This window comes from Arenibaculum pallidiluteum, assembly GCF_017355985.1.
Taxonomy (GTDB): Bacteria; Pseudomonadota; Alphaproteobacteria; order Azospirillales; family Azospirillaceae; genus Arenibaculum; species Arenibaculum pallidiluteum.
In genome coordinates this window covers 304,163-330,425 of sequence record NZ_JAFIQU010000002.1, presented here as the reverse complement: position 1 = coordinate 330,425, position 26,263 = coordinate 304,163, and the positions used below count along the sequence as shown (strand labels likewise).

Sequence of the window (26,263 nt, the reverse complement as noted above, 5' to 3'; positions counted from 1 at the left end):
GACAGCGCGGACCAGGGGACACGACCCATCAGGACAGGTCGCGGGAGCATTTGATTTCCGTCAATGAAGGACGGCGCGGCGAATGTCTTGTGGGGGCGAATGCCTGGAGCAAGCTCCGCGTCGCCTGGGTTGCCCGGCCGTTGCGGCGCAACAGGGTGAGGGCTAGGCTGCCTTCGGAAAACAGGCGCGATCGGAATGATCGGCCGCACAGAGGAGTGAAGCCATGACCGACGTCGTCATCGCAAGCGCCGCCCGCACCCCCATCGGTTCGTTCAACGGTGCGCTCAGCAGCGTTTCCGCCCATTACCTTGGCGAGGTCGCGATCCGCGAGGCGCTGAAGCGCGCCGGCGTCGATCCGGGCGAAGTCGACGAGGTCGTGCTCGGCCAGGTCCTGATGGCCGGGCAGGGGCAGAACCCGGCGCGCCAGGCGGCTGTGAACGCGGGGATCCCGGTCGAGAAGACCGCCTACGGAATCAACCAGCTCTGCGGCTCTGGCCTGCGGACGGTTGCCCTGGGCTTCCAGGCGATCCGTAACGGCGATGCGGACATCGTGATCGCCGGCGGCCAGGAGAGCATGAGCCAGGCGCCCCATGCGGTCTATCTCCGCGGCGGCGTGAAGATGGGCCCGGCCGAGATGCTGGACACCATGCTCAAGGACGGGCTCTGGGATGCCTTCCAGGGCTATCACATGGGCCAGACGGCCGAGAACGTCGCGCAGAAATGGCAGATCACCCGCGAGGACCAGGACAAGTTCGCCCTGGCCTCGCAGATGAAGGCCAGCGAGGCCGTGCGATCCGGCCGCTTCAAGGACGAGATCGCGCCGGTCACCGTGAAGACCCGCAAGGGCGAGGTGACGGTCTCCGACGACGAGTATCCGAAGCCCGACACGACGCTGGAGACCCTGGGCAAGCTGCGGCCCGCCTTCAACAAGGAGGGGACGGTAACCGCGGGGAACGCCTCCGGCATCAACGACGGGGCAGCCGCCCTCGTGCTCATGTCGGCCGAGACCGCGCAGCGGCGCGGCGCCCAGCCCCTGGCCCGCATCGTCTCCTGGGCCACGGCCGGCGTCGATCCGGCGATCATGGGCTCGGGTCCGATCCCGGCATCGCGCATGGCCCTGAAGAAGGCCGGCTGGACCATCGACGACCTGGACCTGATCGAGGCCAACGAAGCCTTCGCCGCCCAGGCCTGCGCGGTGAACAAAGATCTCGGCTGGGACACCGGCAAGGTGAACGTGAACGGCGGGGCGATCGCGCTCGGACATCCGATCGGCGCCTCGGGCGCCCGGGTTCTGACGACGCTCCTTTACGAGATGCAGAAGCGCGACGCCCGCAAGGGCCTGGCGACGCTCTGCATCGGCGGCGGCATGGGCATCGCCATGTGCGTCGAGCGCGCCTGATCCCGGTCACCGGGGCGGCGATGCCGCCCCGGTGACCTTCGCGGTCTCTACCAAACCAAAGAAGGGGAGGAAGCACCATGGCACGTGTCGCAGTCGTCACTGGCGGAACGCGCGGGATCGGAGAGGCGATCTGCCTCGGGTTGAAGAACGCCGGCTACAAGGTCGCCGCCAATTACGGCGGCAACGACGAGGCCGCGCGAGCCTTCACCGAGCGCACCGGCATCGCCGCCTTCAAGTTCGACGTGGCGGACTTCGAGGCCTGCAGGAAGGGGGTGGCCGAGATCGAGCAGGCCCTCGGCGGCCCGGTCGAGGTGCTGGTCAACAATGCCGGCATCACGCGCGACGGCGTGATGCACCGCATGACCTTCGAGCAGTGGAACGCCGTGATCCAGACGAATCTCGGCTCCTGCTTCAACATGTGCCGCGTGGTGATCGACGGCATGCGCGAGCGCGGCTTCGGCCGGATCGTCAACATCGGCTCGATCAACGGGCAGGCCGGCCAGTACGGGCAGGTGAACTACGCGGCGGCCAAGTCCGGCATCCACGGCTTCACCAAGGCCCTCGCCCAGGAAGGCGCCGGAAAAGGCATCACCGTGAACGCGATCGCACCGGGCTACATCGACACCGACATGGTCCGCGCCGTGCCCGCCCAGGTCCTGGAGAAGATCGTGGCGCGGATCCCGGTCGGCCGTCTCGGCAAGGCCGAGGAGATCGCCCGCGGCGTGCTGTTCCTGGTCGGGGACGATGCCGGCTTCATCACGGGATCGACCCTGTCGATCAACGGCGGCCAGCATATGTACTGACCGACACATGTATTGATGTGCTGACCGCCGCAGAAGCGGTCTATGCTCGGGGCGCCTTCCAGCGGAAGGCGCCCTTCGCATGTCCGGAGCCCCGCTTGACCGCATCAGCCGAGCCGCGCCGCATCTATCCCGACCGGCCCTGGGTGGGCGTGGGCGTCTGCGTGCGCCGGGGCGGCCGCGTGCTGCTGGTGCGCCGCGGACGGCCGCCGCGTATGGGGGAATGGGGCATCCCCGGCGGGGCGCAGCGCCTGGGCGAGACCCTGGCCGAGGCCGCGGCGCGCGAGGTGCTCGAGGAGACCGGGCTGAGGATCGAGAACCCGCGCATCCTGACGGCGGTGGACGCGATCACGCGCGATACGTCCCTGCGCGTCGAGTATCACTACACGCTGGTCGAGATCGTGGCGGAAAGCCCCGAAGGCGAGGCGCGGGCGGGCGACGACGCCTTGGAGGTGTGCTGGGCCGCTCCCGACGAGATCGACGCGCTGGTGGCATGGGACGAGACCCGGCGCATCATCCGCCTGGCGCTTGCGGTGGACTGAAGGGAGCCATGGACTACGGGATCCTGGTCGAGGCCCTGCGGCTGGTCCTGCTGGTCGCGCTGCTGGCCTGGTTGGTGTCCAGGATCCGCAGCCGCGCGGCGTTCGTGCGTCCGGGCTGGGGCCTGATCATGACGGGCGCCGTGCTCGTCGTCCTGTCGGCAGGCTTCGACCTCGCGGGCGAGGTCCTGCGGGTGGGCGCACGGCCCGACGAATTGCTGCAGTTCCTGAACACGGCCCTGAACACGCTGGGCTGCGCCCTTGTCTGCGTGGGCATCGTGCAGTGGATCCCCACCATCGAGCGGATGCATCGCGATGGCGACGAGCGGTGCCGTGCGCTCGATGCGCTGGGCCAGAAGCTCGCTGCCCTGGACGCCGCTCCCGACGGCATCGGCCTGCTGGACGAGCAGGGGCGGTTCACCTATGCGAACCCGGCCGTGGCGGCCCTCTATGGTGCCCCGAGCCCGGCGGCTCTGGCGGGGCGGGCCTGGACTGAACCCTTCGCCGCCGTGCCGCGCTCGGAGATCGACGGCGCGCTGTCGCGTACGGGCCTCTGGACCGGGGCGCTGCCGGGGTGCCGCCCCGACGGGGCAGGGTTCCTGGCCGAGGCCCGGATCCGGCGGCTCGCCGACGGCGGGCATGTCTGCGTGTTGCTGGACATCACCGCGCAGGCGCGGCTGCGCGAGCAGATGCTGCAGGCGCAGAAGCTGGAGGCGATCGGGCGCGTGGCCGGCGGCTTCGCCCACGACTTCAACAACATCCTCGCAGCCATGATGGGCTACGCCACCTTCCTGGCGGAGGATCTGCCCGGCGGCACCGATCAGAACCGCTTCTCCCGCCAGATCCTCGCGAGCGGCGAGAAGGCCCGCGACCTCGTCGAGCAGATCCTGGTCTTCAGCGCCCGGCACGAGACCGGGCGGCGAAGCGTCGATCTGGGCGCGCTGCTTGCCCGGGCCGAGCCCCTGCTCCGCGCGACGCTCCACAAGAGCATCGTGCTGGAGCTGCGGGTCGGTGCGGACGACGCGACCGTTGCCGCGAATTCCAGCCAGGTCAACCAGATCCTGGTGAACCTTTGCCTCAACGCCGCCGACGTGCTGGGCCAGCAGGGCGGGCGCGTCACGGTGATGCTGGAGCGGCTGGACGATGCCGATCCGAGGCTCGTCCGCCTGCGCGCCATGCCGCATCCGGCCGCCCGGCGGCTGATCGAGGAGGGCGCCGACGGGATGCTGCGGCTCTGGTCGGGCCGCCTGTCCGCCGAGGGGCCCCATCTGCTGCTCTCCGTGGCCGATGACGGCCCGGGCATGGAGCGTGCCGTGCTCGACCGCCTGTTCGAGCCCTTCTTCACGACCAGGCGCGCCGGCGAGGGGACGGGCCTCGGCCTCGCGGCGGTTCACGGCATCGTCGCCTCGCTGGGCGGCGCGATCCTCGTCGAGACGGCGCCCGGGCGGGGTGCCCGCTTCGACCTGGTCCTGCCCGCGGGGGACGAGCCGGTCTCGGCCGCGGCCTCCGCAGCCGCGCCCGGCGCGCGCGGACGCGAGAGCGTGCTGGTGGTCGACGACGAGGAAAGGGTCGGCGCCATGCTGTCGCTTGCCCTGGAGCGCCTTGGCTACGAGGTTGCGAGCTGCGTGGACGCCGACGAGGCGCTCGATGCGGTTGCGGAGGATCCCTCGGCCTTCGATCTGGTGCTGACCGACCAGCGCATGCCCGGGCTGACGGGGGTGGAACTCGCAGCCCGCCTGGCCGCGCTGCGTCCCGAGATGCCGGTTGTGATCTGTACGGGCTTCTCCCCGCCGCAGGGCGATCTGCCGAGCAACATCCGGGCCATTGTCGCCAAGCCGGTGGACTTCGACGATCTCGCCCGCCGGATGCGCGCGGCCCTCGACGCGGCGCGCGCCTGACGGCGTTCGCGCGCGGCGGCCGGTCCGTTTCCGAACACGCCTGCCGAACCGTCCGCGCGGCTGTTGTTCAGTCGGGCCCCAGCGCCACGGCGTCGCGGAGGAGGAAGCGGTCATGACCGGCACGGAAGCGGACGCCGAACGCCTTTCACGGAGGATCGCGCGCGCAGCCCGTCCCTTGGCGGAGCTCGACGATCCGGAATTCGCTGCGCCTTCCGACGTGCTGGGCTCTGCGCGCGTCGTGCTGCTGGGCGAAGCCTCGCACGGCACGTCCGAATTCTACAGGGCGCGCGCCGCGATCACCCGGCGGCTGGTCGAGCGGCACGGCTTCACCATCGTGGCGGTCGAGGCGGACTGGCCCGACGCCGCGCAGATCGACGCCTTCGTCCGCGGAGGCGAGCGACCCTCCCAGGCCGATGGACCGCCATTCCGCCGCTTTCCGACCTGGATGTGGCGCAACCGCGAGATGGCCGGGCTGCTCGGCTGGCTGCGCGCGCACAACGCAGCGCTCGATGATCCCGCACGCTGCGCCGGGTTCTTCGGTCTAGACCTCTACAGTCTCGATGCCTCCATCGAGGCGGTCCTGGCCTATCTCGACGGGGTCGATCCCGAAACCGCCAGGGAGGCGCGGCGGCGCTACGCCTGCCTGGAACCCTGGCAGCGCCATCCCGAGGTGTATGGGCGCGTGTCCATGACGGAGGGTTTCGGGCGCTGCGAGGCCGGCGTCCTGAAGGTGCTGACCGAACTCCTGGAGCGTCGGCTCGCCTATGGCGCCTCCGGCAGGACGGCCTTCTTCGACGCGGCCCGCAATGCCCGGGTGGTCGCGGCGGCCGAGCGATACTACCGGGCGATGTTCCATGGAGACGACGAGAGCTGGAACCTTCGCGACAGCCACATGGCCGAAACGCTCGGGGCGCTGCTCGACTGGCATGCCGGGGCGAAGGCGGTGGTCTGGGCCCACAACTCGCATATCGGCGATGCCCGGGCGACAGGCATGACCGAGCGCGGCGAGCTGAACCTTGGACAGCTCTGCCGCGAGCGGTACGGGCAGGATGCTGTGCTGGTGGGCTTCGGTACCCATACTGGAACCGTTGCGGCCGCGGACGACTGGGACGAGCCCATGGAGGTAATGCGGGTGCTGCCGTCGCGCCCGGACAGCATCGAGCGGCCGTTCCACGACGCGGGCATCCCGCGCCTCTGGCTCGACCTGCGGCCCGGCGCCCCGGAGCAGGATCCCGGACTGATCGAGGCCCTGGCCAAGCCGCGGATCGAGCGCTTCATCGGCGTCGTCTACCGGCCCGGCACCGAGCGCTGGAGCCATTACGTGGAGGCGCGGCTGTCCCGCCAGTTCGATCATTACGTGTTCTTCGACGAGACCTCGGCCGTCACGCCGCTGCCGGGCCCCGAGGAGCCCGGCGCGGAGGAGACCTTCCCCTTCGGCCTCTGATGCCGTTTCGGGCGTGGTTTCAGGCCTGCAGGTGGCGAAACTGGTCCTTGACCGCGGCGTAGCATTCGCAGGCCGCGGCTTCGAGCCCCGGGCGGTCCAGGATCGTGATGAAACCCTTGCCGTATGTGATCAGCCCGGCCTTCTGCAGGTCGCCGGCGGCCACCGTGACGCCGGCGCGGCGCACGCCGAGCATGGTCGAGATCGTCTCCTGCGTCAGCGGGATCCTGTCGCCGTCGCCGCGGTCGTGGGTCATCAGCAGCCAGCGGACGAGGCGTTGCCGGACGGCATGCACGCCGTTGCACGCCGCGGTCTGGGACACCTGGCTGAGGAATGCCATGGCGTATCGGAGAAGCCTTGCCCGCAATGGCGGGCTGCGCGTGATGGCGGCACGCAGGGCGGTGGCCTCCATGCGCCAGCCGCGGCCTGGGACCTGCACCATGCATTCCGTGTTCGTCGTGTCGGAGCCGAGGAGGTGCGGCACTCCGACCATGCCTTCGCGGCCGACCACGGCGCATTCGATGGTCTGCCCGTCGCCGAAGCGCGTGACCACGGAGGCGAGCCCGGCCTCGACGAAATGGACGGTCCGGATCGGCTCGTTCGCGAAGTAGAGAGGCTTCCTGAGTGGCAGGTCCACCGGCTCCAGATGAGGCTCGATCAGGGCGATGTCATCGGGGTCGAGGGTCGCCAGAAGGGTGTTTCGGTATTCCGTGCGCGCCGTCATGCGCATCAAGTTCGTTCCGGGATTGGATCGTTCCAGTCTCTGCGAAACACGCGAGGAGGCGGCCGGTTCGAAACCGTGGGACCGGCGGGCTGCCGGCCTGCAGTCCGCACCTCCTGCTGGAGCACGTCGGATGCTCCGGCGTCTGTCCGCTTCCGTACGGCGCGCCGGGATGACCGGCACGGGTATCGGATCAGCCGTTTGGGACGGGCTGCGGCTGGATTTCAAGCGCCTGGTCGAGGGCGCGGCGCAGGCTTCGCTCCGAATAGGGCTTCGCCACGAAACCGGCCGGGCAGAAGGGGATGGCGGCCGTCGCCAGCGCCGCGACATTGGCGGTCACCAGCACGATGGGGATCGCCAGTTCGGCCGTGATGGCCGCCGCGGCATCCAACCCGGAGCTGCCGTCGGCAAGGGTCACGTCGATCAGCGCGAGGTCCGGACTGGTCTCGCGCGCGAGCAGGACGGCCTCGGCGCCCCGCGCGGCGACGCCGCAGACCTGATACCCCATCGCGGTGACCATGGCCTCGATGTCCAGGGCGATCAGCGCCTCGTCCTCGGCGATCAGGATCCGCATGGGGCTCGTGCGCTGTTGGCGGTATCGGTCGTCGCGGGCGCGCCTGGTCCGGGGAGTCGGCAGGCGGGCTGGCTTGGCACCGCGAGCGGGAAGCCGGCTGCAGCAGCGATGATGCCGGCCGGAACCGGATCGCGCACCCGCCCGCTCCGTTCGGGATATGTACGGTTCCGTACATACCATCGCGACCGCCGTGGGGGCCACCTCGCAGGCGGCCTAGTCCTTTTGGCGGGCGTCTGCGAACGGCGCCGGTGCGCCTTGGGTTGCCAGCGGCGCCCTGGGCGCTATAACCACGCGGGCGGAGGCTGTGAATGACCGAGGACGAGCTGATCGAGAACTTCTCCCTCTTCGACGACTGGGAGGAGCGCTACAAGTACCTGATCGACCTTGGCCGCCGGCTTCCCGATCTCCCTGCAGAGCTCCGGTCCGACGCCTACAAGGTCGAGGGATGCATGAGCCAGGTCTGGCTCGTCCCCGGCGCCGAGGACGGGCGGTTGCACTTCCGCGCCGACAGCGACAGCGCGATCGTGAAGGGCCTGATCGCCGTGCTGATGGTCCTCTACGACGGCAAGACCGCGCGCGAGATCCTGGACACAGACGCCGGCGCAGTGCTCGATCGCATGGACCTCGGCAGCCATATCAGCCCGAACCGCCGCAACGGCTTCTACGCGATGGTCGAGACCATCCGGAAGACGGCAGCCGCCGCCGCCGGAAACACCTGACCCCCGAAAGGCCCGATCAGGACGCGATCACCATGACAGCGAGCCTCGCCACGACCGCGGCCCCCCAGCGGCACGTCCGCCGCGCGACCCTGGTGGGATCCTCCGCCATCCTGATGTGGTCCACGCTGGCGGCGCTGACCGCGCTCACCGGCACCATGCCGCCCTTCCAGATGGTGGCGGTCGCCTTCGGGATCGCCTTCCTGGTGGGCATCGCCGGCTCGCTGCTGCGCGGAGGCAGCCCGCTGGGCCACCTGCGCCAGCGGCCGGTGGTCTGGCTGATCGGGATCGGGGGCCTCTTCGGCTACCACTTCTTCTACTTCCTCGCGGTGAAATCGGCCCCGGCGGTCGAGGCGAACCTGCTGAACTACCTGTGGCCGCTGCTGATCGTGCTGTTCTCGGCGCTGCTGCCGGGCGAGCGGCTGCGCTGGTGGCACGCCGCAGGTGCGCTGCTGGGCCTCGCCGGGACGGTGCTGCTGGTGACGCGCGGCGGTGGCTTCGCGGTCGAGGTCGCCTACATTCCGGGCTATCTCGCGGCGCTGGCCTGCGCCGTCACCTGGGCCGCCTATTCCGTGCTGAGCCGGCGCTTCGGCGATGTTCCGACGGATGCCGTCGGCGGCTTCTGCCTGGCGACCGCGGTCCTGGCGCTGCTCTGCCACCTCGTCTTCGAGACGACCGCCTGGCCGCAGGAGGGCGTCGGCTGGATCGCGCTGCTGGCCCTCGGGATCGGGCCGGTCGGGGCCGCCTTCTTCGTCTGGGACCATGGGGTCAAGCACGGCGACATCCGGGCGCTGGGCGCGCTGTCCTATGCGACGCCCCTCCTTTCGACCCTCCTGCTGATCCTGCTGGGCCTCGCGCAGGGGCACTGGACCGTCTGGGCGGCCTGCGGGCTGATCGTCGGCGGCGCGTTGCTCGCCAGCCACGACATGCTCCTGAAGAAGTCCGGCTGAGCGCCGTGCGGCAGATGGGCGTCGGGCCGCTGCGGGCGGTGATCTTCGATTGCGATGGAACGCTGGTGGACAGCGAGAGCCTGGCCAATGCTGTGCTGGCCGAGCGCCTCGCGGGATTCGGCCTGGCGCTGACCGCCGAGGAGGCGGTGGCGGCCTTCCGCGGGCGCCGCATGGCCGAATGCATCGCCGAAATCGAGGTGCGGCTCGGAACGCAGCTGCCGGAGAGCTTCATGCCCGATTTCCGAGCAGCCACGGCCGAGGCGTTCCGCGGAAGGCTCAGGGCGATGGAGGGCGCCTCGGACCTCGTCGCGGGTCTGCGGATGCCGATGGCGATCGCCTCCAACGGCCCCCGGGACAAGATCGAGCTCTGCCTCGCGCTCACGGGGCTTCTGCCCTATTTCGAGGGGCGGATCTTCAGTGCCTACGAGCTCGACGCCTGGAAGCCGGATCCGCGCCTCTTTCTCCATGCGGCGCGCAGCCTCGGCGTCGATCCCTCGGCCTGTCTGGTCGTGGAGGACAGCCTTCCCGGAATCGCCGGCGCGCTCGCGGCCGGGATGCGCGTTCTTGCCTACCGGGCGGAAGGGGCGTCGCTGGTCCCGCCTGACGGGGTGCCCGTGATCGGGCATCTGCGCGAGGTCGCGGCGTTCGTCGCGGCAGCACGCGCGGATGCGTGACCCGGGCTTGGAAAAGCCCGGGGCGGCCGCTATGGTGGCGCCTCCGACGGGGGAGGGGCGCCTCCCCCCAGCGATCGGGTCTTGCCTCGTGACGAACATCCCCCAGCAACCGCTGAACACCTATCGGTCCGGGCCCGACGAGCACGGGCATTTCGGCATCTACGGCGGCCGCTTCGTGGCCGAGACGCTGATGCCGCTGATCCTGGATCTTGAGAAGGCCTACGGCGAGGCCCGGCGCGATCCCGCCTTTGCCGACGAGCTGCGATATTACCTGACGCATTACGTCGGCCGGCCGAATCCGCTCTACTTCGCGGAGCGGCTGACCGCCCGCCTCGGCGGCGCCAAGATCTACATGAAGCGCGACGAGCTGAACCACACCGGCGCGCACAAGATCAACAACTGCATCGGCCAGATCCTGCTGGCCCGGCGCATGGGAAAGCGGCGGATCATCGCCGAGACCGGCGCGGGGCAGCACGGCGTCGCCACGGCGACGGTGGCGGCCCTCTTCGGTCTGCCCTGCACGGTCTACATGGGTGCCGTGGACGTCGAGCGGCAAAAGCCCAACGTCTTCCGCATGAAGCTGCTGGGAGCCGAGGTGGTGCCGGTGGAATCCGGCGCGCGCACCCTGAAGGACGCCATGAACGAGGCGCTCCGCGACTGGGTAACGAATGTCGAGGACACCTTCTACATCATCGGCACGGTGGCGGGTCCGCATCCCTATCCCGCCATGGTCCGTGACTTCCAGTCGGTGATCGGCAACGAGGTGCGTGAGCAGATGATGGCGGCCGAGGGCCGGCTGCCCGACACGCTGGTGGCCGCGATCGGCGGCGGCTCCAATGCCATGGGGCTGTTCCACCCGTTCCTGGACGATCCCGGCGTGCAGATGATCGGTGTCGAGGCCGGCGGCTACGGCCTCCATGACATCCATTCCCACGCGGCCTCCCTGACGGGCGGGCGGCCGGGCGTCCTGCACGGCAACCGCACCTACCTGCTCCAGGACGAGGACGGGCAGATCATCGAGGGCCATTCGATCTCGGCGGGGCTGGACTATCCCGGGGTCGGTCCCGAGCATGCCTGGCTGCGCGACGTCGGCCGGGTACGCTACGAGGCCGTTACCGACAAGGAGGCGCTGGACGCCTTCCAGCTCCTGGCCAGGACCGAGGGCATCCTGCCGGCGCTGGAGCCCTCCCACGCGCTGGCCCAGGTGGTGAAGGAGGCGCCGAAGCTGCCGGCCGACCATCTGATCGTGATGAATCTCTGCGGGCGCGGGGACAAGGACATATTCGCCGTCGCCGAGAAGCTCGGGGTGGCGCTGTGAGCGCCCCGTCGCGTATTGCGGCGCGTTTCGCCGCGCTCCGCGCCGAGGGACGGGCCGGCCTCGTCACCTTCGTCACGGCTGGCGACCCCGATGCCGCAACCAGTCTCGCGATCCTGCGCGGGCTGCCGGCCGCCGGCGCCGACGTGATCGAGCTCGGCATGCCCTTCACCGACCCAATGGCGGACGGTCCGGCCATCCAGGCGGCCGGCCTGCGGGCGCTGAAGGCGGGGGCGACGCTGCGCCGGACGCTGGATCTGGTCACGGCCTTCCGGCAGGAGGACCAGTCGACTCCGATCATCCTGATGGGATACTACAACCCCATCTACAGCTTCGGGGTCGACCGCTTCCTGACGGCGGCGCTGGAGGCCGGGGTCGACGGGCTGATCGTCGTCGACCTGCCGCCCGAGGAGGACGCGGAGCTGTGCCTGCCGGCGCTCGCCAAAGGCGTCAGCTTCATCCGCCTGGCGACGCCCACGACCGACGATCGCCGCCTGCCGGCGGTGCTCGCGAATACCTCGGGCTTCGTCTACTACGTCTCGATCACCGGGATCACCGGAGCGGGGTCCGCCGAGGCCGGGGACATCGCGGCCGCCGTCGCGCGGCTGCGCCGCCATACCGACCTGCCCGTCGCCGTGGGCTTCGGCATCAACAGCCCCGAGCGCGCAGCAGCCGTGGCCCGCGTCGCCGACGCCGCGGTCGTCGGCTCCGCGATCGTCTCGCGCATCGCGGCCGGGCTGGACGGGGCCGGAATGCCGGGCCCCGGGCTTGTCGAGGATGTGCTCGGCTTCGTACGCAGGCTCGCCGATGGCGTCCGGGAGGCCCGCCGTGTCTGAAGGAAGTTCCGCCATGAACTGGCTCACCAATTTCGTCCGACCCAAGATCCGCGCGCTCTACGCGAAGAAGGACGTACCGGACAATCTCTGGCTCAAGTGCCCGAACTGCGAGGCGATGCTGTTCCACCGCGACCTCGAGGAGAATCTCAGGGTCTGCCAGCATTGCGGCTTCCACATGCGCATCGACCCGGTGCGCCGGATGCAGATGCTGTTCGACGGCGGCGAGTATCAGACCATCGAGCTGCCGAAGGCGCCGCCGGATCCGCTGCGCTTCCGCGACCAGAAGCGCTATGCGGACCGCCTGAAGGAGGCGCAGTCCAAGACCGGGCGCCCGGACGCGATCCTGGTCGCGCATGGCCGGATGGACGGAATGCCCGTCGTGGTCGCCGCCTTCGACTTCGGGTTCATGGGCGGCTCGATGGGCATCGCGGTGGGCGAGGGGCTCGTCGCGGCGGCGCGGCTCGCCGTGCTGCAGGACGCGCCGCTGGTGGTCGTCCCGGCCTCGGGCGGGGCGCGCATGCAGGAAGGCATCCTGTCGCTGATGCAGATGCCGCGCACCGTGATCGCGGTCGAGATGGTCAAGGAGGCGGGGCTGCCCTACGTGGTCGTCCTGACCGATCCCACCACCGGGGGCGTCACCGCCAGCTTCGCCATGCTGGGCGACGTGCACATTGCCGAGCGGGGCGCCCAGATCGGCTTCGCCGGCGCCCGCGTGATCGAGGACACGATCCGCGAGACCCTGCCCGAGGGCTTCCAGCGCGCGGAATACCTGATGGAGCATGGCATGGTGGACATGGTCGTCCACCGCAAGGACCTGCGCCGCACGCTTTCCAAGCTCCTGGACCTGCTGCGCCGGCCGGCGCCCGTCGCGGAAGTCGTCGCGATGCCGATCGCCGTGGCCGAGGTCGAGGCGGAAGCGGTTCCGCCGCCCGCCGCCGCGGCTTCCAAGGACGGCCGTGAGCCCGCCGGCGAACCCGCCGAGCGCTGAGCGCGCGGGGCCCGTCCTCGAGCGCCTGAAGCGCCTCCACCCCCGGGTGATCGACCTTTCCCTGGGACGGGTCGAGCGGCTCATGGCGCGCCTGGGCGATCCGCAGCGCCGGCTGCCGCCCGTCGTTCACGTGGCGGGCACCAACGGCAAGGGCTCCACCATCGCGTTCCTGCGCGCGATGCTGGAGGCGGCCGGGCGGCGCGTGCACGTCTACACCTCTCCCCATCTCGTCCGATTTCACGAGCGCATCCGGCTGGCCGGCCGTCCCATCGAGGACGACCACCTGGCCGATCTCCTTGAGGAGGTCGAGCGCACCAACGCGGGCGATCCCGTCACCTTCTTCGAATCCACCACCGCCGCGGCCCTCCTGGCCTTCGCGCGCGAGCCCGCGGACGCGCTCCTGCTGGAGGTCGGGCTCGGCGGCCGGCTGGACGCGACGAACCTGGTTGCCCGGCCGGCGGTCACCGTGATCACGCCGGTCTCCATGGACCACATGGACTATCTCGGCGACACGCTCGCCGCCATCGCGGGCGAGAAGGCAGGGATCCTGAAGACCGGCGTGCCCGCCGTGATCGGACCGCAGGAGGCTGCCGCGGAAGCCGTAATCCGCGCCCGGGCCGAGGCCCTGTCTACGCCGCTCGACCTCCATGGCCGCGACTGGCACGTCGCGCCCGAGGCAGCGGGCTTCACCCTCCAGGCGGGCGGGACGGCCGCATGGTATCCCTCGCCGGTGCTGCCGGGACCGCACCAGGCCGTCAATGCGGCGACCGCAATTCGCTGCCTCGCGGCGGCTTCCGGGCTCGCCGTCCCTCCCAAGGCCATCGAGGAGGGCCTGCGGCAGGCGGTCTGGCCGGGACGGCTGCAGCGGCTTTCCGAAGGGCGCCTCGCCGAGGCCGCGGCGGGCCAGGATCTCTGGCTCGACGCCGCCCACAATCCCGGTGGCGCGCGGGCGCTCGCAGCCGTGCTCGCGGGCTGGGGCGACCGGCCGCTCCATCTCGTCTTCGGAATGCTGTCCGACCGCGACCCGGCCGAGTTCCTGCGTCTTCTGGAGTCGCGGTTCTCCTCGGCGACCGCGGTCCCGATCCCCGGCGAGCCGCGCGCCTTGCCACCGGAGGCCTGCGCCGCGGCCGCGGCGACGGTGGGGATCGCCATGGACACGGCCGCGGACCTGTCCGCCGCCCTGGAGGGTGCCGCGGGGCGCGAGCGCGGCCGGGTTCTCGTCACCGGATCCCTGGCGCTGGTCGCCGAGGCGCTGCGGGTGAACGGCCTGGCCGTGCCGTGAGTGTCTCTGCCGCCTATCAGGGCGCGCTGGACGCGATCTTCGCGGGCTATCTGCGCGAGAAGGACCGCATCGCCGGGCGTCCCGACCGCGAGGTGAGGACGCCTGAGGCGCTGGTGGCGCTGGCGGAGCGGCTGGCTCTGGTTCCCGACCCGGCCCGGCTGGTGCGGGTCAGCGGCAGCAAGGGCAAGGGCTCGGTGACGCGCCTAGTCGCCGCCATGCTGGCGCAGGCACGCCCCGGCGAGCCTGTGGGCCGCATCACCTCGCCCGAGGAGATCGAGCACACGGATCGGATCCAGGTGGACGGAAGGCCGATCACCGAGGCCGAGTTCGCGCGGATCTGGGCTGCGCTGGCACCCGAGGTGGAGACGGCGGCGCGGGCGCTGCCTCCGGGGCGCTACCTGTCGCCTTCGGGCTTGTTCCTGCTGGTCGGGCTCGCCTGGTTCCGCGAGCGCGGCGTCGCCCATGTCGTGCTGGAAGGCGGGCGCGGCGTGCGCTGGGACGAGGTCGGCCGGTTGCGTTCGCGCGTTGGGGTCGTCACCAGCATCTTCCTGGAGCATCCGGAATATCTCGGCCCGACGCTGTCGGAGATCGCCGCCGACAAGCTCGCGATGCTCGACGGGTCGGAGATCGCCGTGCTGGGGCCGCTGGCCCGGCCCTTCGCGGCGCCGGGTGGAGCGTTCATCGGCGTGGAGCCGCCGACGCTGCCGCTTGCCGAGGCGCCCTCCTGGCTGGCGGAGGACGCCGCGATCGCGGCGGCAGCCGCCGGGGCCTATCTCGGCCGCGCCTGCGCGCCGCCGGACCCGCTACCCTCGCTACCGTCCTTCGGGCGTGCCTGGACGGGAGGCGTGCCGGTCACCTATGAGGGCCTGATCGCGGCGGACTCCTTCGATGCGGCGTTCTGGCGGCGCGAGCTCGGCCGCGGCCGTCGGCCGCTGGCTTTGCTGTCGCTGCCGGACGACAAGGACGTGTCCGGGGTCGCCGCCGCCTTCGCCGGGCTCGGCATTCCTGTGCAGCATCTGGTGCTCGAGGGCGAGCGCGGCCGCCTCTCCCACGCACTGGCCGAGGCATCGGGCGCCATCGCGGGGCGCCTGCGCTACGACGATGCCGAAGCCTGTACGGCAGCCCTGCGCAGCACCCTGGCGCACACCGGGGCCGACAGACTGGCGCTCGCCGGCACGCAGACTTTCCTGAGGCTCGTAAGGCGCGCCTTGGGAAAATCCTGAGGCGCACGGGGCGCCGATGCCGTCGACCGCGCGACCGAGCTCTGATACGGTGCTGCCGAAACACGCAAAGCGGGATCGCCGATGCTGGTCGATAAACTGCAGGGTGCGGCGCTGCCGGTCGCCGGAGCGGCGGGGCGCCCCGCGGACGGCAGGGCTGCCCCGGCACCTGTCGGCGCAGCCCTGCCGCCGGGCGTCGCCATCGACGCTCCCGCCCTGCAGAGCGTCGACAAGGAGTACGAGCAGAAGCTGGCCGCGAAGGTGAGGGACGTGCTCGGCATCGGCGGCATCGAGGGGGTGACGCTGAACCGTGCGGCGCGGCGGCTGTTCCAGCGCCTTCTCGCTCTCGAAGGCGTGCCGCCGCCCAAGGGCAGCAGGATCGAGAAGCCCACGGGGCGGCCGGATGACGAGGTCGCGGTGATCACCGCACAGATGGATGCCCGCAGTGGCGGCGGCACCCTGACGGTGGCCATGGACGCGCGCGGCCGCGAGAGGGACCGCGGGACACCTGCCGCGACGGGCCGCGACGCGGTGCTGGCGCAGCATCTCGCCGAGCAGCAGCGGAAGTTCCGCGAGGCCGTGGAAGGCTCCATCGGCCGGCGCCTCGCAGGACAGATCCGCCAAGCCGTGGGCGCGAACGAGACCAGCCGGTCCGGGGCCATCGGCCTTCTCGGTGTCGACCGCGACGGCAGGGCGGATTTCCGCATCATGATCGGCACGGATTCTCGGCGCGACGTCCTGGACCGCGACGGCTCGGGAATGCTGGAGCGCCTCAGCGGCGCGCAGCTGCTGGCGGTCGACAGCTGGGTCGACGGCACCCTCGCCTGAGCGCGGCGCTGCCGCCCTGTCCGAAGGGTGCCTGCCGGAAGTGCGTTGATCCCGCGAACCGCCCGGAAATGGCGAAAAATCAAGCCTCGCCGGCGATTTCTCATCCTCTGGCTGCAAGGTCCGGCACCGGCGCCGTGGCCTTCCCCGGAACGCCTGCTCCTCTGCCTGCGTTCGCCCATGCAGCAGGGGAGCAGGGGGGCTCGGGCCGATGATCGTCACTTTCCTTCTACTTCTCGCCGTCGCGCTTTATCTCGTGATCGGCGGGGCATGGCTGGCCGTGCTCGGCGGGAGCTGGTTCTATCTGCTGGCCGGGCTCGCCTTCGCAGCGACAGCCGTGCTGGTCCTGCGGCGCAATCCCGCGGCCCGCGCGGTCTATGCCGGGATCATCCTGGTGACGCTGGCCTGGGCCCTGTGGGAGGTCGGGCTCGACTGGTGGCAGCTCGGCACGCGCGGAGGCCTGGTAGTCCTGCTCGGCCTCTGGCTGCTGACGCCCTGGTCGCTCGGCAGCCGCCCAGCGGCCTCCGTCGCCTCCGCCCAAGCGCCGGCCACCGGCGGAGCGCAGGCCGATGGCCGGCGCCCCGAAGGGGTCCGGCGCTGGCATCCGGGCCGGATCGCGCTCGCGGCATCCGTCCTCCTCACGCTGGTGGTCGCGGGCCTGTCCATGCTCCGCGATCCCCATGACGTCGCGGGCCGCCTGAACCTCGAGCCGGTTGCCGGGGCCGCCCCTTCGGGCGCGGTCCCACCCGGCGAATGGCACCATTACGGGCGCACGCTCGACGGCCAGCGCTACTCGCCGCTCGCGGAGATCACGCCCGAGAATATCGGCCGCCTGGAGGTCGCCTGGACGTACCGGACGGGCGATCTCATCCGCCCCGACGATGTGCTGGAGACGACGTATCAGGTCACGCCGCTGAAGGCCGGGGACCTGCTCTACGTCTGCACGCCGCATGACATCGCGATCGCACTGGACGCCGCCACCGGGCAGGAGCGCTGGCGTTTCGACGCAGCGACCCCCCAGGATCCCAACCGCCAGCACCAGACCTGTCGGGGCGTCTCCTACCACGCCGATCCGGCCCGCGCCGGGCAGCCCTGCGCGGCGCGCGTCTTCCTGCCGACGGCGGACGCCCGGCTGATCGCGCTCGACGCGCTGAGCGGCGCCGTATGCGAGGGCTTCGGCCGGAACGGCGCGGTGGACCTCTGGGCCAACATGCCGAACAGGCAGAGCGGCTTCTACTATTCGACGTCGCCCCCGGTGGTGGCGCGGGGCCTCGTCATCGTGGGCGGGGCCGTCAACGACAACTACGCGGTCCAGGCGCCGTCGGGGGTGATCCGCGCCTACGACGTCAACACGGGCGCGCTCGTCTGGAACTGGGACTCCGGCAATCCCGACCGCACCGAGCCGCTGGGAGCGGAGGAGACCTACACGCCGAACTCGCCGAACAGCTGGTCGGTCTCCAGCGCCGACGAGGAGCTGGGCCTGCTCTATGTCCCGCTCGGCAACCGCACTCCCGACCAGCTTGGCATGGGCCGCAGCGAGGCGGTCGAGCGCTTCTCCTCCTCGATCGTGGCGCTCGACCTCGGCACCGGCGAGGTCCGCTGGGTGCGCCAGACGGTGCATCACGATCTCTGGGACATGGACGTCCCGGCCCAGCCGGTGCTGATCGACATCGCGACGGTCAACGGGCCCGTGCCGGCGCTGATCGCGCCCACCAAACAGGGCGACATCTACGTGCTCGACCGGCGCTCGGGCGAACCCATCGTTCCGATCCGCGAGGTGCCGGCGCCGTCGGGGACGATCCCCGAGGACTTCTCCGCGCCCACGCAGCCGGTTTCGGGCCTCACCTTCATGCCGCCCCCCATGCGCGAGGCCGACATGTGGGGCGTCAGCCTGTTCGACCAGCTCGCCTGCCGCATCCGCTTCCGCTCGCTTCGCTACGCGGGGCGCTACACGCCGCCCTCGACCGAGGGGACGCTGGTCTATCCCGGCAATTTCGGCGTCTTCAACTGGGGCTCGGTGGCGGTGGATCCCGTGCGCCAGGTGATGTTCGGCATGCCGACCTATCTCGCCTTCACCTCTCGGCTGATCCCGAGCGACGAGGTCGGCCCCGGGCAGCCTGTCAATGCCGGCGAGGCAGGGCTGAACCTAAACACCGGCGGTCCCTATGCGGTGATCATGCAGCCCTTCATGTCGCCGATCATGCTGCCGTGCCAGACACCGCCCTGGGGCTACGTCGCGGGCGTGGACCTGCGCACGGGCCGGACGGCGTGGATGCACAGGAACGGGACGATCCAGGATGCGGGGCCCGTGCCGCTGCCGCCCATCAGGCTCGGCGTGCCCGGCCTCGGCGGGCCCATGATCACGGCCGGGGGCGTGGTCTTCCTGGCAGCCAGCATCGACAACTATCTGCGTGCCTACGACCTCGCCACGGGACGGCAGCTCTGGCAGCACAGGCTGCCGGCGGGCGGGCAGGCGACCCCGATGACCTATGCCGTCGGCGACCGCCAGTTCGTCGTCCAGGTCGCGGGGGGGCACGGGTCCATCGGCACGAAGCCCGGCGACTACGTCATCGCCTATGCGCTGCCGAGGTCCTGAGCCGCCGCGGGCGGCCCTGCGCATTCAGCGCATGCGGGGCTGAGCGCCCGAATTTGCACGCCCTGAGCCTCCGGGGTTCTGCCATGGTCGCGGCCATGACGATCACGCTTCCGGCCGAGCGCGCGGCCCATCCCGGCCGCGGCATCATGTTGATGCTCCTGGCCGTGCTCGGATGGGTCGCCATGGACACCATCGGCAAGACCCTGGTGGGATGGGGAATTCCGGTCTGGCAGGTCACCTGGGCCCGCTACGCCTTCCACCTGGCGGCCATGCTCCCCTTCGTTCTTGCTGGCCGCGTCAACGTGCGGACGACCCGGCCGGGGCTGCAGGTCACGCGCTCGCTGCTGCTGCTGGTGGTCACCTTCCTGGTCTACACGGCCCTGCGCTTCCTGCCGCTCGCGACGGTGAACGCGATCGGCTTCCTGACGCCGCTGCTGATCACGGCGCTGTCGGTTCCGCTGCTGCGCGAGAGGGTGGGGATCCGCCGCTGGCTTGCCGTGGCGGCCGGCTTCGCGGGCGTGCTGATCCTGATCCGGCCGAGCCCGGCGATGCATCCGGCGATGCTGCTGCCCATCGCGGCGGCCTTGATGAACGCCTTCTACCAGATCGCGACGCGGCTGCTCTCGCACACCGAGCCGGCAACCACGACCCTGTTCTGGACCTCGCTGGTCGGCTTCACCGTCGCGAGCGCCGCTGTGCCCTTCGCGTGGTCGAGTCCGGATGCGTGGGGCTGGACGCTGATGGTGGCGCTGGGCGTGCTCGGCTGCGTCTCGCACTACCTGATGATCGTCGCCTACACGGCCTCGCCGGCGGTGGTCGTCGCGCCCTTCACCTATACGCAGCTGATCTGGGTGGTGCCCGTCGGGTGGTTCGCCTTCGGCGACCTGCCGGACCTGTGGAACGCCGTGGGCGCCGCGATCATCGTCGCGAGCGGCCTCTACACCTTCTACCGGGAGGTCCGCCGCGGGCGGGTCGCCTGAGCCCGATCGGGGGCACGGGACCGGTCCGGGGCGGGGCCCCGGACCGGATGCTGTCGAGCGTCAGATGACGGATTCGACCCAGGTGTAGAGCTGGCCCTTCGCCATGGCGCCGATCCGCGTGGCGGCGACCTTGCCGTCCTTGAACAGCATCAGGGTCGGGATGCCGCGGACGCCGTACTGGCCGGGAGTCTTGGGGTTCTCGTCGATGTTGATCTTGGCGACGGTGAGGGCGCCGGCCTTGTCCTTGGCGAGCTCCTCGAGCGCGGGCGCGATCATCTTGCAGGGGCCGCACCACTCCGCCCAGAAGTCCACCAGGACCGGTCCCGACGCCTTCAGCACGTCGGAATCGAAGCTTGAATCGGTGACCGCGGTCGTGCTGCTCATGGGATTCCTGCGTCTTTCTTTCGCCCGGCGGCATGCCGGAAGAGTTCCCATCGAATGTAGGCATTGGGTCGCCGGGCGGTCAAGGCGACCCCCTGCGCAGGTCCGCCCTGCACGCCGGGCGCGGCGCTCAGAGGTCCGAGTAGCGCTCGGCCTGCCGGCGGTCCTCCTCGATCTCGTCCGACACCTCGGCGACCGCCGCCGGATCGATCTTGCGCGCCTCCTCGAGCAGCTTCTCGCTCTGCCGCTCGTCGCCCTCGGCCGCCTTGTCGAGCGCCTTCTCCGCCAGCTCCCGTGCCTTGGCCTTGCTGGTCCTGTCCTCGGTCATGCCGATCTCCTTCGCGTCATGGCCTTCCGAGCGGACAACCCTCTGGCCCGCCGGCTGTTCCAAGAGCATCGCCCTCTTGATCCGAAGGATGGCGGCGCCACCTCTCCGGGCGAAGTGGCTGGGCCGCAGCGAGGAAGCTCATGGACCGCAACGAACGCGAGATCATCGACGGGCTTTTCGGCAAGCTGCGCGAGGCGCAGGACCGCACGGGCCCCCGCGATGCCGAGGCCGAGCGCCTGATCGCCGATCACCTGGCCCGGCAGCCGGCCGCTCCCTACTACATGGCCCAGGCGATCCTCGTGCAGGAGCAGGCCCTGAACGCGGCCCAGGCGCGGATCCAGGAGTTCGAGCGCGAGGTGCAGTCCCGCCCGGCGGGCGGCGGCGGCTTCCTGGCAGGTATCTTCGGCGGCCAGCAGCCGCGTCCAGCCGAGCGCGCCCGCGGGACCGCCGGGGTGGCCTCGCCTGCCTCGGGGCCCGCCTACGGAGCCCCCAGCCCCTGGGGCCCGGCCCCGGGTGCCGGCGGCCCGTGGGCCAATGCCTCCGCCGGCTATGGCCGCCCGGGCGGTGGCTTCATGGGTGGCGCGCTGCAGACGGCGGTCGCCGTGGCGGGCGGCATCGTCGCGGGGAACCTGATCATGGACATGCTGACGCCGGACGCCGGGCATGCGGAGGCCGCCGATGCCGGGGGGCTCGGCCACGAGGCCGCGGCCGACCAGGGCTACGAGCCCGAACCCGACCAGCAAGCGCCGGGCTACGAGCAGGCCTCCTACGACGATTCTGGATACGGTGGCGCGGATGACGGGGGCGGCTTCGACGACGGCGGAAGCGAGGACATCTGACCCGCGGGTGCAGAGCCCCGGGCGTGTCGGCCCTGGGCCCGTACGTGGCGGGCTCAGCGGCCAGGCGGGGCGCAGTTGCCGACGATCTGGTGGCAGAGGCTGAGGTCGCGGTCCTGGTTGTAGCTGAGCTGCCGCACGATGCCGTCGCGCAGGGTGAAGGTCGCCCGGCAGCTATAGGGGAAGCGCGTCTCGGTCACCGTGCTCTCGTAGAAGGGGATCCCCACGCCGCCACGGCGCGATCGCAGGATCCGCGACGCCGGGCTCTCGTCGATATCCACGTTGCGGTTCACGTTCACGACGTTCCGCTCGTACTCCAGCACCTCGCCGTCCCCGGTGCGCGCGCTGCGGAGCGGCACGCCCGCGCAGGCCAGCAGCGCCTCCTTGCTTAGACCCACCAGCGCCTGCGGGGCGACGGCGGCGCGCTCGGCCTCCGGGCTTGCGCAGCCCGCCAGCGCGATCAGGACGGCGGCGGCGGCCGCCCGGCCGGCGATCTCGATACGACTGCACGCCATGGGCTCGCTCCTTGCAAGTGCACCTTCACCGGTGCTCCGTCACGCCGACCTGGCGGCACATCGAGAGCATCGGGCAGGTCGAGCAGCGCGGCCGGATGCCCGTGCACACGGCCTTGCCAAAGGGGACGAGGCGCTCGTTGATCTCCACCCAGTACCTCTGCGGCAGCGTCCGCCGCAATGCCTCCATGGTGCGTTCGGGAGAACGGGTCGCGACCAGCCCCCAGCGGTTGGTGATTCGATGGACATGGATGTCCACCGAGACCGCAGGCTTGCCGAAGCCCACGCCGAGGGTCAGCGCCGCGATCTTCGGCCCGACGCCGTGAAACGCGGTCAGCCCCTCCTCGGTATCGGGGACCCGGCCACCATGGCGCTCGACGATCTCGCGCGAGAGCGCCCGCAGCGCACGCGCCTTGGGCTCTGGAAAGGTGGCGCCGTGCAGGAGCCGGATCAGTTCCGCCTCGTCCAGCGCAGCCATGGCCTCGGGCGTGCGCGCCGCCGCGAAGAGGCGAAGACACACCGCGATGGTGGTCTCGTCGAGCGTTCGCGCCGAGACCAGGGCGCCGACGAGTTGCTCGAAGGGCGTGGAGAAGCCGCGGTCGCGTAGCTCGAACATCGCCGCCTTGGGGAGCCCGGCCACGGCGAGGCGGAGGCGCCGGAACGCCTCGTCGACGTCGAAGGGCTCCTTCTCGGCGGGCCCGCGCAGGCGGGAGTGAAGGGGGCGGGTGGCGGCAGATTCGGGCAAGGGCATCGCGGATCGCTCCTCCTCCATGTCAACAGTCGGGACGGTCGGGACTCACGCGGACGCGATGCAGCCGGGCGCCCCGATGCTGCGCGGGTGCTTCGCCTTGCCGCATGCACCGTTCCGGCGACGAGAATGCCAAGGGCCGGCGACCGGGCCGATGCTGTGGAGGAACAGCCAGTGGTCATATGGATTGATCCGTTGCGATCCAGGATAGCGCGTGGCGCTGCACAGTTTTTGCGCGCGTAGAGAAGAGATTTTTAGGCAGTCAGTAATGCCGGTGTCCTGATGATCACCTGTTGATGTCTTTAATGGTATCGCCATGGCATCCTCGTGAACCGATGTTGGGCTTGCCGGACGCCGAACAATCTTGATTGAATCAATATTTATGTAGTTTAAGAAAATTAGATTCTCACTTTAAACGTCTCGTTGCGAATGCGGCCATGTGGTATTCAGTCAGGGTTGCCGTTGCCGAGGTTCAGCATGGGCGGCTTGATGCGGTCGATCAGCCTGAAATGGCGCATCCTCGTCCTCATCGTGCTGTTGCTGTTGCCCGCGGCGATGCTGATCGTGGCCCTGGCGGGACGATTGCTGGACTCGCGGCTCAACGAGGCGCGAACGGCGACGCTGCTGCTCGCCAGTCACGGCGCGGCCGCCCATGAGCGGGTGATCCAGGAGGCGCGGGGCCTCGTCGAGCTGGCTGCCCGCATGCCGGAGGTCATGGCCTTCGAGGGGCCCGCGTGCTCGCGGCTTCTCCGCGAGCACGCCCCCCGCTACGCATGGCTCACACTGCTGTTGGTCACCCGCGCCGACGGCGTGCCTGTCTGCAGTTCCGCCGAGGAGGCGCCGGTCGCCATCGACGGACGGGACTACTTCACGCGAACGCTGCGGACCGGACGCTTCGTCCTCAGCGACTATGTCGTCGGACGCACCACCGGGATGCCGGCGATCGTCGCGAGCGCGCCGGTGACGGACGGTGCCGGCACGGTCTCCGGCGTCGTCTCGGCAGGGATCGACCTGCGGTGGTTCGACGAGCTTTCTGCGCGCACCCGGGCCATGACCGGGGGCTCGGCGGTTCTCGTCGACGGCACGGGCAGAGTCCTGGCCTGGCACCCAGCCAGCGACGCGCCTGGGGGAGCGGATTTTCCCGGAACGGAGTTCCACTCGCCCGTCCCGTCCGACAGGCAGGTGGCGGACGGGCAGACCGTGGTTGAGGGCAAGGGCGCCGACGGCGTCTGGCGGATCGGGGTCCTCACGACGCTCGAGGGGACAGGGGCGCGGCTGTTCGTCGACTACGCCAGGGATGAGATCTTCGGCCCGGACGAGCGCAGCATCCTCGGGGTCGGCGTGGTCGCGATCGCCATCCTGACACTGTCCGGATATGGCGCATGGCATGCCGCCGAGCGCCAGGTCGTCGCCCCTGCGCGGCGCCTTGTCTGCGCCATCCGCGACCTGTCACGGGGCATTCCCGCGCCCGCCCAGGCCCTGCCCCGGTGCGCCGCGCCGGAGCTCCGCGAGGCGCTGACCCTCTTCGCCTCCATGGCGGAGGAGCTGCGCTCGCGCGGAGAGGACCTCCGCGCGAGCGAGGAGCGGCTGCGCCTCGCGTTGCTGGGCTCGCGCGAGGAGCTCTGGGACTGGGACCTGCGGACCGGTCGATTCCTCTTCTCCGGGGACGGCAAGGCGCTTCTCGGCTCCGACGAGGCCGAGCCCGGCGACCGGGAGGCTGGATGGGGCGCGCGCATCCATCCCGACGATGTGGACGGGGCCTTGGCGGGCATCATCGACCATCTCCAGGACCGGACGGACTTCTACCAGCACACCCACAGGATCCGGCGCCAGAATGGGGAGTGGCGCTGGGTCCTTGACCGCGGACGGCTGATCCGCGACGAGGCCGGGGCGCCGGTCCGCATGCTTGGAACCCATGCCGACGTCACCGATCTGGTCGAGGCGCGGCTGGAGGTCGAGCGGCAGGCCGAGGTGCTGCGCTCGCTGGCGGATGAGATGCGCTCGCTGGCGGAGGAGCGCGATCACGCACGTAGGGCCGCGGAGGCGGCGAGCGTGGCCAAGTCCCGGTTCCTTGCCATGATCAGCCACGAGCTGCGGACGCCGCTCCACGGGATCATGGGTTATTCGGAGCTGCTCGACGACGACGCGATCGGCGAGCAGCGCCGGGGCTACGTGTCGCTCCAGCGCTCTGCGGCCCGCTGCCTTCTGGCGCTCGTGAACGACATCCTGGACTTCTCGCGCATCGAGGAAGGCCGCATTGAGCTCGAGCAGGTGCCCTTCGACCTGCTGGCGCTCATGGAGGAATGCCGGGCCATGATCCTGCCCATGGCCGCGCAAAAGGACCTGCAGACGACCATCGCGGTGGATCCGGTAACGCCTCGGCGCGTGCTCGGGGACCCGATGCGGCTGCGCCAGATCCTGATGAACCTGCTCGGCAACGCCGTGAAGTTCACCGGCACCGGAAAAGTCGCCATCGGCCTGTCGGTGCTCGAGCGCTCGGACGACCGGGTCCTCCTGCGCCTGGAGGTCGCCGACACCGGCATCGGCATTCCCGAGGACCGGCTGGGGGCGATCTTCGAACGCTTCGGCCAAGCCGAGCCCGGGACCCAGAGGCGCTTCGGCGGAACGGGGCTCGGTCTCGCCATCGCGCGGGGGCTCGCCCGGATGATGGGGGGCGACATCGACGTCCGGAGCGAGCCCGGCGTCGGCAGCACCTTCGGCCTGGTGGTGCCGTTCGGGATCGCGGCGGATCAGCCCGCCTCTCGCGAGGGCGCCGCGCCCTCGCTGCCGCCCGCTGCCGAGGGGCTGCGCATCCTGGTGGCCGAGGACCTGCAGATCAACCGCATGCTTCTGCGGGAGGTGCTCGAGCGGGCGGGGCACACCGTGGTGGAGGCCGCGAACGGCGCCGAGGTCCTGTCGATCGCGGCCGGCGGGGCCTTCGACGTGGTCGTGATGGATCTCTGGATGCCGGTGATGGACGGCATCGAGGCCGTCCGCCTGCTCCGCCGCACGGAGGGCGATGCGGCGGGCGTCCCCGTCATCGGCCTGACCGCCGACGGCGAGGGCGTCGCGGACTGCCTTGCCGCCGGCATGGATGCGGTCCTGCGCAAGCCTGCCGCCGCCGCGGACATCCTCGACGCCGTGATGCGCCACCGGCGGGCACGCAGGACGCCGCGCGCCGTCGAGGAGCCCGCCAGGAATCTCGCGGAGCTCCGGGCCACCCTGGGTGCGGAGAATCTGGGCGTGCTGCTTGCCGCCTTCGTGGAGCAGGCGGCGGTGGTGACGCGGGAGCTGTCCGAGGCTGGCGACGATGTCCGACAGCTCGGAGAACTCGGCCAGACCCTTCGCGGCAGCGCGGGGATACTCGGCTTCTCGGCGCTGGTCTCCGCCTGCGCGTCTCTGATCGTCGCCTGCAGGGCGGACCATCCGTTGGCGGTCAGGGTTGCGGTCGAGCACGTGCTGGCCGAGCTGGAGAAGGCCGCCGACGTGGCACGTGCCTTCTCGGGCGAGGATCCGCCGGCGGCTTGACTCCAGAGACTGATCTCCGGGGGGGGGATCTCCGGGGCCAACCCCACGCCGCCAACCCCACGCCGCCAACCCCACGCCGCCAACCCCACGCGGCCAACCCCACGCGGCCACCCCATCGGGCGGGCGCAGCCGGGCGATGCCGACCCTAGGTGTCGGTCCTCATCCGGATCTGGGCA

The 26,263-nt window shown here is 70.7% G+C and carries 24 protein-coding genes; 18 read left to right on the top strand and 6 right to left on the bottom strand.

What is annotated here, in order from left to right; all coding sequences use genetic code 11:
* Positions 1 to 223 precede the first annotated feature (223 nt).
* The 5 genes from JUB13_RS05580 (at position 224) to JUB13_RS05560 (ending at position 6,080) form a co-directional block, all read left to right on the top strand.
* Positions 224 to 1,399, top strand: a complete 1,176-nt coding sequence (locus tag JUB13_RS05580; protein WP_207477799.1) for an acetyl-CoA C-acetyltransferase — start codon at positions 224 to 226, stop codon at positions 1,397 to 1,399.
* A 77-nt stretch (positions 1,400 to 1,476) separates the two neighbouring features.
* Complete coding sequence (gene phbB, locus JUB13_RS05575; RefSeq protein WP_207477798.1) at positions 1,477 to 2,202, top strand: acetoacetyl-CoA reductase; 726 nt, start codon at positions 1,477 to 1,479, stop codon at positions 2,200 to 2,202.
* A gap of 95 nt (positions 2,203 to 2,297) precedes the next feature.
* Entirely contained in the window at positions 2,298 to 2,741 is a 444-nt protein-coding gene (locus JUB13_RS05570) for an NUDIX hydrolase (RefSeq protein WP_207477797.1), read from the top strand.
* Between the two features lie 8 nt (positions 2,742 to 2,749).
* A complete protein-coding gene (locus JUB13_RS05565) occupies positions 2,750 to 4,636 on the top strand; it encodes an ATP-binding protein (RefSeq protein ID WP_207477796.1) in 1,887 nt (628 codons plus the stop codon).
* A gap of 112 nt (positions 4,637 to 4,748) precedes the next feature.
* Positions 4,749 to 6,080 carry an erythromycin esterase family protein gene (locus tag JUB13_RS05560; RefSeq protein ID WP_207477795.1) on the top strand — a complete coding sequence of 444 codons (1,332 nt, stop codon included), beginning with the start codon at positions 4,749 to 4,751 and terminating at the stop codon, positions 6,078 to 6,080.
* Between the two features lie 19 nt (positions 6,081 to 6,099).
* Here JUB13_RS05560 and JUB13_RS05555 read toward each other — a convergent pair whose 3' ends face one another.
* Positions 6,100 to 6,807 (bottom strand): Crp/Fnr family transcriptional regulator, encoded by a 708-nt coding sequence (locus tag JUB13_RS05555; RefSeq protein ID WP_207477794.1) that lies wholly within the window; start codon positions 6,805 to 6,807, stop codon positions 6,100 to 6,102.
* A gap of 184 nt (positions 6,808 to 6,991) precedes the next feature.
* Positions 6,992 to 7,372: a response regulator gene (locus tag JUB13_RS05550; protein WP_207477793.1), complete on the bottom strand. Its 381-nt coding sequence runs from the start codon at positions 7,370 to 7,372 to the stop codon at positions 6,992 to 6,994.
* 308 nt (positions 7,373 to 7,680) lie between these two features.
* On the opposite strand from JUB13_RS05550, the gene JUB13_RS05545 reads away from it, so the two are divergent.
* The 11 genes from JUB13_RS05545 (at position 7,681) to JUB13_RS05495 (ending at position 19,754) form a co-directional block, all read left to right on the top strand.
* Positions 7,681 to 8,091 (top strand): SufE family protein, encoded by a 411-nt coding sequence (locus JUB13_RS05545; protein WP_207477792.1) that lies wholly within the window; start codon positions 7,681 to 7,683, stop codon positions 8,089 to 8,091.
* A 32-nt stretch (positions 8,092 to 8,123) separates the two neighbouring features.
* Positions 8,124 to 9,038 (top strand): aromatic amino acid exporter YddG, encoded by a 915-nt coding sequence (yddG, locus tag JUB13_RS05540; protein ID WP_207477791.1) that lies wholly within the window; start codon positions 8,124 to 8,126, stop codon positions 9,036 to 9,038.
* A 14-nt stretch (positions 9,039 to 9,052) separates the two neighbouring features.
* Positions 9,053 to 9,712 carry an HAD family hydrolase gene (locus JUB13_RS05535; protein WP_236024782.1) on the top strand — a complete coding sequence of 220 codons (660 nt, stop codon included), beginning with the start codon at positions 9,053 to 9,055 and terminating at the stop codon, positions 9,710 to 9,712.
* A gap of 88 nt (positions 9,713 to 9,800) precedes the next feature.
* Entirely contained in the window at positions 9,801 to 11,030 is a 1,230-nt protein-coding gene (gene trpB / locus JUB13_RS05530; protein ID WP_328702872.1) for a tryptophan synthase subunit beta, read from the top strand.
* Positions 11,027 to 11,863, top strand: coding sequence for a tryptophan synthase subunit alpha (trpA, locus tag JUB13_RS05525; RefSeq protein WP_207477788.1), 837 nt, complete (start codon positions 11,027 to 11,029; stop codon positions 11,861 to 11,863). The genes trpB and trpA overlap by 4 nt, the downstream gene beginning before the upstream one ends.
* A 13-nt stretch (positions 11,864 to 11,876) precedes the next feature.
* A complete protein-coding gene (accD, locus tag JUB13_RS05520) occupies positions 11,877 to 12,851 on the top strand; it encodes an acetyl-CoA carboxylase, carboxyltransferase subunit beta (RefSeq protein WP_207477787.1) in 975 nt (324 codons plus the stop codon).
* On the top strand, positions 12,820 to 14,133 hold the full coding sequence (locus JUB13_RS05515; protein WP_328702871.1) for a bifunctional folylpolyglutamate synthase/dihydrofolate synthase: 1,314 nt from the start codon (positions 12,820 to 12,822) through the stop codon (positions 14,131 to 14,133). Before accD ends, JUB13_RS05515 begins: the two co-directional genes overlap by 32 nt.
* Positions 14,130 to 15,356: a folylpolyglutamate synthase/dihydrofolate synthase family protein gene (locus tag JUB13_RS05510; protein ID WP_207477786.1), complete on the top strand. Its 1,227-nt coding sequence runs from the start codon at positions 14,130 to 14,132 to the stop codon at positions 15,354 to 15,356. The genes JUB13_RS05515 and JUB13_RS05510 overlap by 4 nt, the downstream gene beginning before the upstream one ends.
* Before the next feature lie 81 nt (positions 15,357 to 15,437).
* Entirely contained in the window at positions 15,438 to 16,181 is a 744-nt protein-coding gene (locus JUB13_RS05505) for a hypothetical protein (protein ID WP_207477785.1), read from the top strand.
* 208 nt (positions 16,182 to 16,389) lie between these two features.
* A complete protein-coding gene (locus JUB13_RS05500) occupies positions 16,390 to 18,774 on the top strand; it encodes a glucose/quinate/shikimate family membrane-bound PQQ-dependent dehydrogenase (RefSeq protein WP_207477784.1) in 2,385 nt (794 codons plus the stop codon).
* A gap of 95 nt (positions 18,775 to 18,869) precedes the next feature.
* Complete coding sequence (locus JUB13_RS05495) at positions 18,870 to 19,754, top strand: DMT family transporter (RefSeq protein WP_207477783.1); 885 nt, start codon at positions 18,870 to 18,872, stop codon at positions 19,752 to 19,754.
* 60 nt (positions 19,755 to 19,814) lie between these two features.
* Here the strand turns inward: JUB13_RS05495 and trxA are convergent, their stop codons facing one another.
* Together trxA and JUB13_RS05485 are read right to left on the bottom strand one after the other, a co-directional pair.
* Positions 19,815 to 20,138, bottom strand: coding sequence for a thioredoxin TrxA (gene trxA / locus JUB13_RS05490; RefSeq protein WP_207477782.1), 324 nt, complete (start codon positions 20,136 to 20,138; stop codon positions 19,815 to 19,817).
* 127 nt (positions 20,139 to 20,265) lie between these two features.
* Entirely contained in the window at positions 20,266 to 20,463 is a 198-nt protein-coding gene (locus JUB13_RS05485; protein ID WP_207477781.1) for a hypothetical protein, read from the bottom strand.
* Between the two features lie 140 nt (positions 20,464 to 20,603).
* On the opposite strand from JUB13_RS05485, the gene JUB13_RS05480 reads away from it, so the two are divergent.
* A complete protein-coding gene (locus JUB13_RS05480) occupies positions 20,604 to 21,302 on the top strand; it encodes a DUF2076 domain-containing protein (RefSeq protein WP_207477780.1) in 699 nt (232 codons plus the stop codon).
* 53 nt (positions 21,303 to 21,355) lie between these two features.
* Here JUB13_RS05480 and JUB13_RS05475 read toward each other — a convergent pair whose 3' ends face one another.
* Together JUB13_RS05475 and JUB13_RS05470 are read right to left on the bottom strand one after the other, a co-directional pair.
* Complete coding sequence (locus JUB13_RS05475) at positions 21,356 to 21,814, bottom strand: hypothetical protein (RefSeq protein WP_207477779.1); 459 nt, start codon at positions 21,812 to 21,814, stop codon at positions 21,356 to 21,358.
* Positions 21,815 to 21,839: 25 nt separating this feature from the next.
* Positions 21,840 to 22,562, bottom strand: a complete 723-nt coding sequence (locus JUB13_RS05470; protein WP_207477778.1) for an endonuclease III domain-containing protein — start codon at positions 22,560 to 22,562, stop codon at positions 21,840 to 21,842.
* Between the two features lie 474 nt (positions 22,563 to 23,036).
* Between JUB13_RS05470 and JUB13_RS05465 the strand changes: the two genes are divergently transcribed.
* On the top strand, positions 23,037 to 26,087 hold the full coding sequence (locus JUB13_RS05465) for an ATP-binding protein (RefSeq protein ID WP_207477777.1): 3,051 nt from the start codon (positions 23,037 to 23,039) through the stop codon (positions 26,085 to 26,087).
* The last annotated feature ends 176 nt before the right edge of the window (positions 26,088 to 26,263 follow it).